Genomic DNA, 12,358 nt, shown 5'->3' with positions numbered 1-12,358 from the left:
AATTTATAAAAACTTTTAGTAATTCTTGTATTTTCATCAAGATAAAACCTATTTTTGTCCCATAAATCAATTCGATTAACCTAAGAAAACGAGCGGGTTAGCTTGTTTTTTTTTGAAGAACAGACAAATTTTAGCCATACACAAGAAACAAAAAGTGCTTTTCCTTAGCAACGCCCTCTTTATATGAGAACACTTTTACCCAAAATAAAAATCAAGCTGCTACGGCTGTTAAAACCTCTAGTGCAAAATTATGTACCCAGGCGGTACATTTTATTTATTGACAGCCTATTGGCTTTCATCGCTTTAGAGTGCTCGTTTTTTCTAATCAATAGCGTTCAAGGCAGCACCCAAGCTCGATTTGTTTTATCTTGGGAATTAGCGGTTATGCTAGGGGTACAAATACTAAGCTTTATCTTGCTAAAGTCCTATTTTGGTTTAGTTCGTTTTTCTAGCTTTCGCGATGTTATCACCCAGTTAAAAGTAACCGCATTAGCCGTATTTACCATTTTGGTAATTAACCGTATTTATTATTATTTTGACGCTCAAAAACTCATTTTAGATGCAGGAGTAATTGTTTACGGGTTCATCAGTTTTTCTCTATTGTTTTTCTTTCGCGTATTGGTAAAGCAAGTATATAAAAGTATATATCCCAGCAAAAAGAATAGTACCAAAGCCTTTATATACGGCACCGATTTAAAAACCTTAACCACCACCGAAGGTTTACTATCAGACCACTCTGAGCATTTTCGTATTGCGGGATTCATTCATTCGGGAAAAGGCGCCTTGGTCAATCGTATTCATAATCTTCCTATTTACAGTCTAGCTGAATTGAAGCAGATTTCAAACGAAGCTTCAGCTTTAATTATTACCGAAGAGAAGCTAAAAAAACTGCAACTGCATCGTCCGCATTTGGTAGATGAATTGCTTGAATTGCAATTGACCATATACAAAATAGCACCGCCTCAGAATTTAGAAGACCGGGTAGATTTCAAAAACCTAAAGGAAGTTAAAATAGAAGATTTACTACAGCGCAATCCTATTAAAATCAACAACCCGAAACTCAAAGATCGCTATACAGGAAAAACGATTTTGGTAACAGGTGCAGCAGGTTCTATTGGCAGTGAAATTGTGCGACAGCTTATTCCGTTTAACCCAGGACACATTGTTCTGTTAGATCAAGCTGAGACACCTTTGCATGAAATTTCTTTAGAACTTAAAAACAATCACCCACACCTCAGTTTTAGTCAGGTGATTGCCAATGTGCGCAACAAAACCCGATTAGCCGAAGTTTTTTCGCAATACAAACCTCAAGTGGTTTTTCATGGGGCAGCCTATAAGCACGTACCCATGATGGAAAACAATCCTATAGAGGCGCTCTCGGTAAATTTCTGTGGCACTTGTAATCTAGCCGATTTAGCTCTAGAATACCATGTAGAGCGTTTTGTATTTGTAAGTACAGACAAGGCGGTCAACCCAACCAACATTATGGGTGCTTCAAAACGATCGGCCGAAATTTATATTCAGGCGCAAGCCAAAAAACAAAAACAAACTACCTTTATTATTACCCGATTTGGTAATGTATTAGGTTCAAACGGTTCGGTAATACCACACTTTAAAAAACAAATAGCCGCTGGTGGTCCCGTAACGGTAACCCATCCTGAAATCACCCGTTATTTCATGACGATTGATGAGGCATGTCAATTGGTATTGGAAGCTGGAGCTATGGGTAATGGCGGAGAGATCTATGTATTTGATATGGGACAACCCATTAAAATTATCAATTTAGCCAAACAAATGATTCGCTTAAGCGGATTGGTACCCAATGAAGATATCGCCATCACCTATACCGGATTAAGACCAGGAGAAAAACTCTACGAAGAATTGCTTGCTGATAAAGAAACTACACTACCTACCCACCACGAGAAAATACTCATTGCCGAAGACACCAATTATTTTAACAAAACCAGTGGAGTAATGCTACAAAAATTTAGTCAGCATATTATTTCCAATGATATTCACCATGCATTTGCAACGCTTAAAAGTTTGGTACCCGAATATGAATGCCATCAACAAGAAGAGCAGTTAAACAAAAAACAACAAGCCAGTTAAAAGTATTTTTTATTCTATTTAAGCATGCCTAGAGTTTTAAACCTATGCCTTGGCTTATGCTATCATCCTTGATTTAAGTATGTATTAGCCCAGCGCTTAGAACTTAGCTTTTTGTTTATAAAAAAGTGCTTTATTTTTTTTCGAAGCCCATAAATAAATGTAAGTTTAAGCCAAGATTTTAGCTCTCAACACCACCGCTATGTATTTAATTTTTGATACCGAAACAACCGGTTTACCCAAACGCTGGGATGCCCCCATAACCGATACCAACAATTGGCCTAGAGCCATACAGATCGCCTGGCAATTGCACGATGACCGCGGGAATCTAATTGAACAAGAAGACTTTTTAATACAACCCGATGGATTTGACATTCCGTTTGATGCAGAAAAAATACACGGGATTTCTACTCTACTTGCTAAAGATCAAGGAATCAAGCTAGAAGAAGGATTAAAACGTTTTCAAGCAGCACTGGGGCAAACCAAATTTTTGGTGGGTCAAAATGTGGGTTTTGACATCAATATTATGGGAGCTGAGTTTCATCGCCTAGGCATAGAAACACAGCTTACTCAACTTCCTGTTTTAGATACCTGTACCGAAAAAACAGCTCAATTGTGTCAAATTCCAGGCGGACGTGGAGGTAAGTTTAAACTTCCTACTTTAACCGAGTTGCATGAGCATTTATTTGGAGAAGCTTTTAACGAGGCACATAATGCAACAGCCGATGTTGAAGCCACCACACGTTGTTTTTTAGAATTAATACGACTTAAGCAATACAGTCTTGATGAGCTGCATGCCCAACCTGGGTATTTTGAGGCTTATGCCGCTGCTAATCCACAACCAATACAAGGCATTGGTTTAAAGCACGTAAATTTAAAAAAGGCTTCGGCTCAATTGCGTAAGCAGCAAAAACAGCAATCACCCGATACCGGTATTAGTCAGGCTCAAATCAAAGAAAACCTAGCCGAGCTAGAAGCCGTTTCATTTACCCACCTACACAACCACAGTCAGTTTTCCATTTTGCAATCAACGATGAGTGTGCAGGACTTGGTAAAAGCAGCAGCCAAAGAAAATATGCCTGCGGTTGCCCTAACCGATCACGCCAATATGATGGGGGCCTTTCATTTTGTTACGGCCATAGAGAATTATAACGCCAAAATATCGGCAGAGGCATCCGGCGAAAGCCAAAAAAAACCCTTAAAACCTATTGTAGGCTGTGAATTTTTTGTTTGTGAAGATCACTTAGATAAAAGTAGAAAAGATAACGGCTACCAAATTGTTTTGCTAGCCAAAAACAAAAACGGTTACCACAATTTAGCCAAGCTATCTTCTATTGCATACACCCAAGGGTTTTACTATGTCCCGCGAATCGATAAAAAGATAATAGAGCAATACAAAGAAGATGTTATGGTACTTTCGGGTAACCTTTACGGAGAGGTGCCCGGTAAAATTCTAAATGTAGGTGAAAAACAAGCCGAAGAAGCTCTAATTTGGTGGAAGGAAACTTTTGGAGAAGATTTTTATATTGAGGTGATGCGCCACGGACAAGAGGATGAAAACCGTGTAAACGATATTTTAATCCCTATGGCCAAGCGTCATGATGTAAAGCTTGTAGCCACCAACAACACCTATTATGAAAAGAAAGAAGATGCTAATGCCCACGATATATTACTTTGTGTAAAAGATGGCGAAAAACAATCTACTCCCATAGGTCGAGGACGTGGCTATAGGTATGGTTTACCCAACCAAGAATATTATTTTAAGAGCGTCGAAGAGATGAAAGCCCTCTTTAAAGATATACCCGAAGCCATAAGCAACACTCAAGAGATTGTAGATAAGGTAACCCCCTTTGGTTTAGCTCGAGACGTATTGTTACCTGCTTTTGATATTCCCGATGAATTCAAAGATCCACAAGATGAGATAGATCATAAAAAACGTGGAGAAAATGCTTATTTGCGTCACCTCACCTACCAAGGCGCCAAAGAACGTTATGGTGAAATTACCGAATCAATAAGCGAGCGACTTAATTTTGAATTATCGGTAATTGAAAAAACCGGTTATCCCGGATATTTCTTAATTGTAGAAGATTTTATTCGTGAGGCCCGAAATATGGACGTTTCGGTGGGTCCAGGACGAGGTTCGGCTGCCGGTAGTGCAGTAGCATACTGCCTGAAAATTACCAATATAGACCCTATTAAATACGACTTGCTTTTTGAGCGTTTTCTAAACCCCGATCGAGTGAGTATGCCCGATATTGATATTGATTTTGATGATGAGGGTCGTGGTCGTGTGATGGACTATGTAATCAATAAATACGGTGCCAACCAAGTTGCGCAAATAATCACTTACGGTACTATGGCCGCCAAATCTTCTATTCGAGATACAGCAAGGGTATTAGATTTACCTTTATCTGAAGCCGATAGAATTGCCAAGCTGGTGCCCGATATGTCTAAGCTGTATAAAATATTCGCTTTAGACGAAAAGGGAGTTGCTAAAAAATACCGCAGTGAGGATGTAGAAAAAATAAAATCGCTCTTTGATATTGCTGCTGGTAACGACTTAGAGGCCAAAACCGTAAACCTAGCTCGCACCTTAGAAGGATCGGTTAGAAACACCGGTATTCACGCTTGTGGGGTTATTATCACCCCAAGTGATATCACCAATCACGTTCCCGTTTCGCTAGCCAAGGATTCCGATTTATATGTCACCCAATTTGATAACTCGGTGGTTGAAGATGCTGGCTTATTGAAAATGGATTTCTTGGGGTTAAAGACGCTTACGCTGATCAAAGACACGGTAAAAATTGTAAAAGGAAGACACAATATAGATCTCGATCCAGAAAATTTTCCGCTTGACGATGAAAAAACCTATGAACTGTTTCAACGCGGAGAAACCATTGGGGTGTTTCAATATGAATCGCCTGGGATGCAAAAGCATATGAAGAACTTGAAACCCACAGTGTTTGAAGATCTTATTGCCATGAACGCTTTGTACCGTCCAGGACCTATGGAGTACATCCCTGATTTTATCGACCGTAAGCACGGGCGGCAGGAAATTACCTATGACTTGCCCGATATGGAAGAGTACCTGCAAGAAACCTACGGAATTACGGTTTACCAAGAGCAGGTGATGTTACTCTCGCAAAAACTAGCCAACTTCTCTAAAGGTGAAGCCGATAAATTGCGAAAGGCGATGGGGAAAAAGATTTTTGCCCAACTCGAACTCCTAAAGCCTAAATTTATGGAGGGCGGTGCATCTAACGGACATCCGCAGGAAACGCTTGAGAAAATTTGGAAAGACTGGGAAGCCTTTGCTAGTTACGCATTTAACAAGTCGCACTCTACTTGCTATGCATGGATCGCTTACCAAACAGCCTATTTGAAAGCGCATTACCCTGCCGAATATATGGCAGCGGTTTTGTCTAATAATATGAATAACATCAAAGACGTAACTTTCTTTATGGAAGAATGTCAGCGTATGAAATTAGCCGTATTGGGTCCAGATGTTAATGAATCCTACTATAAGTTTTCGGTAAACAAACAAAACGCAATTCGTTTTGGTATGGGAGCTGTAAAAGGAGTAGGCGCCGGAGCGGTAAAAACCATTGTAGACAACCGTAAAAAAGATGGTGCTTATAGGTCTATTTTTGATATGGCCAAGCGCATCGATTTACGAGCTGCCAATAAAAAAGCCTTTGAGAACCTAGCTTTGGCTGGGGGGTTTGATAGTTTTGGCGGTACGCATAGAGCCCAATATTTTCACGACCCAGGAGACGGTATTAGTTTTTTAGAAAAAGTGATTAAGTATGCTGCCAAATTTCAAGAAAATCAAAATTCTGCTCAGGTGAGTCTGTTTGGTGAAGCCAGCGAAGTACAAATACCCGAGCCTGAGGTGCCGCCATGCGAACCTTGGGGCACAATGGAGAAATTAAAAAAAGAACGCGAGGTGGTGGGAATTTACATTTCGGGACACCCACTAGATGATTTTAAGTGGGAATTAAAGTATTTTTGTAATGCTTCGCTGAACAAATTGGAACACCTAGAATATTATGTAAATAAAGAACTCTGCATAGGTGGAATTGTAAGTGGCGAAGTTCAACATCGCACTAGTAAGACAGGTAAAGGTTGGGGTATTTTTACCATTGAAGATTATGAGGGTTCTTATGAATTCAAAATATTTGGTGAGGAATATCTTAAGTTCAGGCATTTTTTACTGCCCAATAATTTTGTCTTCATTCGTCTGTTTGTAAAAGAAGGCTGGACCAATCGGGAAACCGGAAAAAAGGGAGATCCGCGAATACAATTTAATATGTTTAAACAGCTTCAAGACGTGCTGCCCGATTTATCAAAGAAAATTAGCATACAGCTTGACATCGATCAGTTAAACAAAAACACTATCGACTATTTAGATCAACTCACCACGACCTATGTTGGTGATAAGCATATTAATTTCATCGTTTATGAACTGAAAGAAAAAATTAAATTACAAATGCCCAGTCGAAGTCGAAAGCTAAGCATCAATAGAGAATTGCTTGACAGTTTAAAGACAAAAGATATGCATTTTAAAGTGCATTAGCAGTCAAGCTGATTTACTTTGAACAAAAAGATATAAAACCCCGCCTATGGCTTAGCCCTTCGGGTTTTGAGTATTGAGAAAGCATATACGACTATTAGAAAATCTAATTTAGAAGGTGTAAGGAAAACATAAAAATATTGACTAAATTTGTAGAACAACAAAAATATAAATTATGGCATTAGAACTTACAGACGCAAATTTTGAAGAAAAAGTATTAAATAGCGACAAGCCCGTATTAGTTGATTTTTGGGCAGCATGGTGTGGACCTTGTAGAATGGTTGGACCTGTAATTGATGAAATCAGTAAAGAATATGAAGGGAAAGCAGTTGTTGGAAAGGTAGACGTAGATGCAAATACAGAGTTTGCTGCTAAGTATGGTGTAAGAAATATACCTACCGTTTTAGTTTTTAACAATGGGGAATTAGTAGGAAGACAAGTAGGAGTTTCTCCAAAAGATACTTACACTAAAGCAATTGACGAGCTTTTATAATTTTTATCTTTAATTTATAAAAAAGGTTTAGCTTATCGGCTAGACCTTTTTTATTTTTTATTAAATTGTTGTTCTATGAATTTACAAGAACAAATACAAAACGGGCCCGGTTTTGGGCGTCTAGACTTGCTGGCTAAAAAAGTAGTCGAAGGCTTTATATCGGGGCTTCACGCGAGTCCGTTTCACGGCTTTTCAGCTGAGTTTGCCGAACATACGCTTTACCATCCTGGGCAGAGTACTAAACACATTGATTGGAAACTCTATGCCAAAACCGATAGGTTATACACCAAAAAGTATGAAGAAGAGACCAATTTGCGTTGTCACGTAATCATTGATCAATCGAGCTCCATGCACTATCCGGCTCTAAAAAAGCAAAGTTTAAGAGCCTATAATAAAATTGGATTTGCAGCCTTAGCTACAGCATCTTTAATGCAATTATTTAAGAAACAACGCGACGCTATGGGACTTAGTCTTTACAGCGATGCCTACGATTTTTACCTGCCAGAGAAAGGAAGTGAACGGCATTTTCAACTGCTTTTACATCAATTAGAGCAAATGCTCACCCCTAGCTCAAGCCGCAAAAAAACCGCTACCTATGAGGTTTTACATCAAATTGCCGAAAAGGTAAAACGTCGTTCCTTGATATTTCTCTTTACCGATTTATTACAAGCCCACGAAGACCAAGAACAACTCCTGGCTGCTTTACGGCATTTGAATCACAATAAACATGAACTCGTTGTGTTTCATACTTTAGAAGCCTCAAAAGAAATGGATTTTGATTTTGAAGATACTCCTAAGAAATTTACCGATGTAGAAACCGGTGAGGAATTGGCGGTTTATCCCTCTCAATTACAAGAAGCCTATCGCCAACAGATGAAAAGTTACCAAAATCTGTTTAAACAAATGTGTTTAAAAAACAAGATACAATACCAAACTGTAGATATTCAAAAAGATCTGCATAAAATACTGATTACCTATTTAATTGAACGACAAGGCTTTAAATGATTTTATTGAAAAAAATACAAAAAAATCTGTGTTTTTTTTTGCACGAACCATAAAAGCACTTATATTTGCACTCGCAATTGCGCTGAAGCTTTGAAGAAGCGCAATATAGACAAGACAAAGTCTAAAAAATGAGTTACGGTCTGGTAGTTCAGTTGGTTAGAATACCTGCCTGTCACGCAGGGGGTCGCGAGTTCGAGTCTCGTCCAGACCGCAATAAAAAAAGCTTCAATTTTCATTGAGGCTTTTTTTTGCGAAGTTGTGTTGTGTATGTCAAGCAATTGTTTGGCAACTCGGTTTAAGTAGTTAAACCAATGAAGAGCTTTTCCTTTCTTTTAAGGAGAGGCTTTTTTTAGTTTTTATGATCAAATATTTCGTTTATATCATCTACTCGGAGTCCTATGATAGCTACTATCGTGGATATTCAACGCAACCAGAACAACGGCTAAAACAACACAACGAAGACAAAGGCCGATTCACCAAAAATAAAGGACCCTGGAATTTAGTTTTTCTACAATCTTTTTCTACTAAACGTGAAGCTTTGATTCGAGAAAGAAAAATCAAGAAGTACAGTAAATCTCAAATCATTCAATTAATAGCATCAACAAAAAATGAAATAAAATAGAATACCTGCCGGTCATCCCCAAGCAAACTTGGGGACGAGTTCGAGTCTTCCCCTAAAGATTTGGGGACAATAAAAAAAGCTTCAATTTTCATTGAGGCTTTTTTTTGCGAAGTTGTGTTGTGTATGTCAAGCAATTGTTTGGCATCTCGGTTTAAGTAGTTAAACCAATGAAGAGCTTTTCCTTTCTTTTAAGGAGAGGCTTTTTTTAATTTTTATGATCAAATATTTTGTTTATATCATCTACTCTGAGTCCTATGATAGCTACTATCGTGGATATTCAACGCAACCAGAAAAACGGCTAAAACAACACAACGAAGACAAAGGGATCAATCCCATTTTCTGGGTTTTTGATTTTTTAAGGATCAATCCCATTTTCTGGGTTTTTGATTTTTTAAGCAAATAATTTTTCAAGTCTATATAGGAAGAATTCAGTTCTTCTTACTCCTCTTAATTGAGCTCTAAATGCTTTAATTTTTGCATTAAAAGATTCTGCTGATGCATTTGTACTTCGATTGGTAAAATAATTTAAGATGGAGTGATAATTTGGATCAATCCCATTTTCTGGTTTTTTGAATTTTTAGGCAAAAAAATTTTTCGAGTCTGAATAAGAAAAATTAAAATTTTCTTGTCCCTATTAAGTTTTTGACGCTTTTCCTAGCACACAAAAAAAACCTCCGAATGGAGGTTTTTTATTTTTTATAATTCTGCAGTATTCTACTAAGCCGAACAAGGCAGTGCATCAATTTTATCTTGAATACTACCATCTTCATCCCCACAAGCTGCTTTTTCTTGCTCTAAGGCCACCGCATACTGTTGGCAAATGGCTGAGTAATTTGGATTATTGGGGGTGGTGTTTTCAAATAACACTCTAGATTGGTTTGATGTGGTTTGCGCTTCTTCGCAGGTAATGCTAGGTTCTGGACCTGGCTCTTCTCCCCCTCCTATACTGGCAAACGGAACCTCAAAAAAATAACCCTTAGAAAAGTTTAGCGTATCCCCATCTATTTCAGAAATGGCATTGAAGTAAAACTCACCCGAAACACTTCCATTTTCGTTACGGGTAATACTAATCATTCCTTCTCCGTTAACTTCTGAGGTGGTAAAGAACTCCCCGTCAAAAGTCATAAAGCTAGCTGAGTTTCTACCCTCTGGTGTAATCAAGTAATTACCAACTTTAAAATTCTCTGTGTTTAAAGTAATGGTTTCATCGGCTGTGTTCCCCACAATTTGCAGTGAATTATCGGTAGCTACATCAGCATAAGAAGTAGAGGTCCTAAAAAAGACGCCTTCTAATTCTCCTTGAATAGAGGGAGCATTAGATTCTACATCATCGCCACAGCTCACTAAAAACAAAGCCATTAAATTAAGTAAGAAAAATTTTTTCATAAGTTTAAAGTTATTGGGTACACCTGCAAATTTATAATAAAAATTAAGAACTAAATTAATCGCAGAAAAAAAATATCTCGTATCTTTGCCAAATTATTAATAATCGAGGTCGAGAACCTCAAAATTTAATTTTTATGTCAGTAAAAATAAGATTACAAAGACACGGTAAAAAAGGTAAACCTTTTTACTGGATCGTTGCAGCAGATGCACGTGCTAAAAGAGATGGTAAATACTTAGAAAAAATTGGTATTTACAACCCGGTTTCTAACCCGGCTACTATCGAATTAAACGTAGACAAAGCTGTAGAGTGGCTTCAAAACGGAGCTCAACCCACAAGCACAGCAAGAAACATTCTTTCTTACAAAGGTGCTTTATTAAAAAACCATTTAATGGTAGGTGTTCGTAAAGGTGCTTTAACCGAAGAAGAAGCAGAGAAGAAATTCAACGCTTGGTTAGAAGATAAAGCAAACCGTATCGATGCCAAAAAAGATTCTATCTCAAAAGCCGACCAAGAAGCTAAAGCTCAAGCGCTTGCTGCAGAAAAAGAGGTAAATGAGAAGCGCGAAGCAGAAGCAAAAGCCGCTGCAGATGAAGCCGAAGCTGCCGCAAAGGCTGCCGAAGCAGAAGCTCAGGCCGAAGAAGCTAGCGAAGAAACAGAAGAGACTAAAGAAGATTAATTTTACTTGCTTACGGTATGCGTAAAGAAGATTGTTTTTATGTAGGCAAAATCGTAAGTAAATTTAGTTTTAAGGGAGAGGTACTGGTTAAACTAGACACCGATGATCCCGAAAGTTTTCTTGAAATGGAATCAATCCTTGTCGAAAAACACAAGCGATTGATTCCATTTTTTATTGAAAAATCTTCCCTTCAAAAAAGTCAGCTGCTACGCCTTAAATTAGAAGACGTGAATAACGAGGCAGATGCTGATGCCTTACTAAAAAAAGAAGTTTACCTCCCCCTAAGTTTTTTACCCGAATTAAAAGAGGACCAGTTTTACTATCACGAAGTAATTGGTTTTGAGGTAATCGACAATCAATTGGGACCTATAGGTAAGATTACGGGTGTTAATGATACCACCGCTCAAGCCCTGTTCGAAATCTCCTTTCAAGGTAAAGAAATCTTAGTTCCGATTCACGATCATTTCTTGAAGCAGGTAGACAAGGTCAATAAAAAAATACATCTAGAAACTCCTCCCGGTTTATTAGATTTGTATTTGTAATTCGCTTAAAGCGGATTTATAAACTTAACCGCAAAGCGTATGAACCACGAAAAAGCATTTAAATTTAAAGCATTTAGTGTAGCGCAAGACCGCTGTGCTATGAAAGTTGGCACCGATGGCGTATTGCTGGGTGCTTGGGCAAGCATTTCCCAAAATCCTTTTTCTATACTCGATATTGGGGCAGGAACTGGCGTTATCGCTTTGATGCTAGCACAACGTAGCACTGCAGAAATCATAGACGCTATTGAAATCGAAGCAAATGCTTATGAGCAATGTGTCGATAATTTTGAAGCCAGCGACTGGAACGACCGACTTTTTTGTTATCACGCTAGCTTAGATGAATTTGCAACCGAAATAGAAGATACCTATGATTTAATTGTGAGTAATCCGCCGTTTTATGAAGAAAACTATAAATCAAAAAACACCTCGCGCAACCAAGCCCGATTTACAGATGCTCTTCCTTTTCAAGAATTATTAAAATATACTTCCCAATTACTTTCAGAAGAGGGTATTTTTTGCACCATTATTCCGTATAAACATTATGAGGCTTTCCTCGCTTTCGCGGAAGCAGAGCAACTGCATCTACAGAAAGTAACTTTCGTAAAAGGCAATAAAAACAGTCCCATCAAACGCTGTTTGCTACAGTTTGGTTTCACCTCCGTGCAAACACCAGAAAAAGCCGAGTTGATTATAGAGACCAAAAGGCACCAGTACACCCAAGCCTATAAAGAGCTAGTAAAAGATTTTTATTTAAAAATGTAAGGTAAGAGAAGCTGCGCTTACTGTTTTTGATTTTATTTAGCAGATTTATTTTATTTTCTATTAAATAAAGATTCTCTATATACGTTTTATAACAAATTACTTTAGAAGCAAAAAACAAAATTGGTTATTGCCACTGGCAGGAATACTTTTTTGCCATTTTTTATAATAAAGGCAAAGGGCCTAATAGGGGTA

Annotated in this window: 10 protein-coding genes, 1 tRNA gene and 1 pseudogene; 10 read left to right on the top strand and 2 right to left on the bottom strand. The window is 38.1% G+C overall.

Features of this window, described 5'->3' with window-relative positions; translation table 11 throughout:
* Positions 1-183: 183 nt before the first annotated feature.
* From FT993_RS09620 to FT993_RS09590, 7 genes and pseudogenes are all read left to right on the top strand, one after another.
* Positions 184-2,109 (top strand): nucleoside-diphosphate sugar epimerase/dehydratase, encoded by a 1,926-nt coding sequence (locus tag FT993_RS09620; RefSeq protein ID WP_147862327.1) that lies wholly within the window; start codon positions 184-186, stop codon positions 2,107-2,109.
* A 199-nt stretch (positions 2,110-2,308) separates the two neighbouring features.
* Positions 2,309-6,682: a DNA polymerase III subunit alpha gene (gene dnaE, locus FT993_RS09615; RefSeq protein WP_147862326.1), complete on the top strand. Its 4,374-nt coding sequence runs from the start codon at positions 2,309-2,311 to the stop codon at positions 6,680-6,682.
* 172 nt (positions 6,683-6,854) lie between these two features.
* Positions 6,855-7,172 carry a thioredoxin gene (gene trxA, locus FT993_RS09610; protein WP_147862325.1) on the top strand — a complete coding sequence of 106 codons (318 nt, stop codon included), beginning with the start codon at positions 6,855-6,857 and terminating at the stop codon, positions 7,170-7,172.
* Between the two features lie 210 nt (positions 7,173-7,382).
* A pseudogene (locus FT993_RS09605) lies at positions 7,383-8,177 on the top strand (DUF58 domain-containing protein); the annotation flags it as partial.
* 137 nt (positions 8,178-8,314) lie between these two features.
* A tRNA-Asp gene (locus FT993_RS09600) sits at positions 8,315-8,388 on the top strand.
* A 147-nt stretch (positions 8,389-8,535) separates the two neighbouring features.
* Complete coding sequence (locus FT993_RS09595; protein WP_255504462.1) at positions 8,536-8,799, top strand: GIY-YIG nuclease family protein; 264 nt, start codon at positions 8,536-8,538, stop codon at positions 8,797-8,799.
* Between the two features lie 214 nt (positions 8,800-9,013).
* On the top strand, positions 9,014-9,202 hold the full coding sequence (locus tag FT993_RS09590; RefSeq protein WP_255504461.1) for a GIY-YIG nuclease family protein: 189 nt from the start codon (positions 9,014-9,016) through the stop codon (positions 9,200-9,202).
* Here FT993_RS09590 and FT993_RS09585 read toward each other — a convergent pair.
* Positions 9,191-9,352, bottom strand: coding sequence for a transposase (locus FT993_RS09585; protein WP_147862351.1), 162 nt, complete (start codon positions 9,350-9,352; stop codon positions 9,191-9,193). The two genes, FT993_RS09590 and FT993_RS09585, sit on opposite strands and share 12 nt — an antisense overlap.
* 164 nt (positions 9,353-9,516) lie before the next feature.
* Complete coding sequence (locus FT993_RS09580; protein ID WP_147862323.1) at positions 9,517-10,185, bottom strand: DUF6252 family protein; 669 nt, start codon at positions 10,183-10,185, stop codon at positions 9,517-9,519.
* Positions 10,186-10,319: 134 nt separating this feature from the next.
* On the opposite strand from FT993_RS09580, the gene FT993_RS09575 reads away from it, so the two are divergent.
* Genes FT993_RS09575 through FT993_RS09565 form a run of 3 tightly spaced genes read left to right on the top strand, consistent with a single transcriptional unit; the run spans position 10,320 to position 12,166 of the window.
* Positions 10,320-10,862 (top strand): 30S ribosomal protein S16, encoded by a 543-nt coding sequence (locus tag FT993_RS09575; protein ID WP_147862322.1) that lies wholly within the window; start codon positions 10,320-10,322, stop codon positions 10,860-10,862.
* 17 nt (positions 10,863-10,879) lie between these two features.
* Complete coding sequence (rimM, locus tag FT993_RS09570; protein ID WP_147862321.1) at positions 10,880-11,404, top strand: ribosome maturation factor RimM; 525 nt, start codon at positions 10,880-10,882, stop codon at positions 11,402-11,404.
* Positions 11,405-11,443: 39 nt separating this feature from the next.
* Positions 11,444-12,166: a tRNA1(Val) (adenine(37)-N6)-methyltransferase gene (locus FT993_RS09565; RefSeq protein ID WP_147862320.1), complete on the top strand. Its 723-nt coding sequence runs from the start codon at positions 11,444-11,446 to the stop codon at positions 12,164-12,166.
* Positions 12,167-12,358: the final 192 nt, after the last annotated feature.

Origin of the sequence: Mesonia sp. HuA40 (assembly GCF_008017835.1) — a bacterium.
Taxonomy (GTDB): domain Bacteria; phylum Bacteroidota; class Bacteroidia; order Flavobacteriales; family Flavobacteriaceae; genus Mesonia.
Note: the sequence above shows the minus strand (reverse complement) of the source record. Positions and strands in the feature narration are given on the sequence as shown.

Coding starts and splice junctions, on each gene's coding strand:
- FT993_RS09620 (WP_147862327.1), top strand. CDS start 184: ATGAGAACACTTTTACCCAAAATAAAAATCAAGCTGCTACGGCTGTTA.
- dnaE (WP_147862326.1), top strand. CDS start 2,309: ATGTATTTAATTTTTGATACCGAAACAACCGGTTTACCCAAACGCTGG.
- trxA (WP_147862325.1), top strand. CDS start 6,855: ATGGCATTAGAACTTACAGACGCAAATTTTGAAGAAAAAGTATTAAAT.
- FT993_RS09595 (WP_255504462.1), top strand. CDS start 8,536: ATGATCAAATATTTCGTTTATATCATCTACTCGGAGTCCTATGATAGC.
- FT993_RS09590 (WP_255504461.1), top strand. CDS start 9,014: ATGATCAAATATTTTGTTTATATCATCTACTCTGAGTCCTATGATAGC.
- FT993_RS09580 (WP_147862323.1), bottom strand. CDS start 10,185: ATGAAAAAATTTTTCTTACTTAATTTAATGGCTTTGTTTTTAGTGAGC.
- FT993_RS09575 (WP_147862322.1), top strand. CDS start 10,320: ATGTCAGTAAAAATAAGATTACAAAGACACGGTAAAAAAGGTAAACCT.
- rimM (WP_147862321.1), top strand. CDS start 10,880: ATGCGTAAAGAAGATTGTTTTTATGTAGGCAAAATCGTAAGTAAATTT.
- FT993_RS09565 (WP_147862320.1), top strand. CDS start 11,444: ATGAACCACGAAAAAGCATTTAAATTTAAAGCATTTAGTGTAGCGCAA.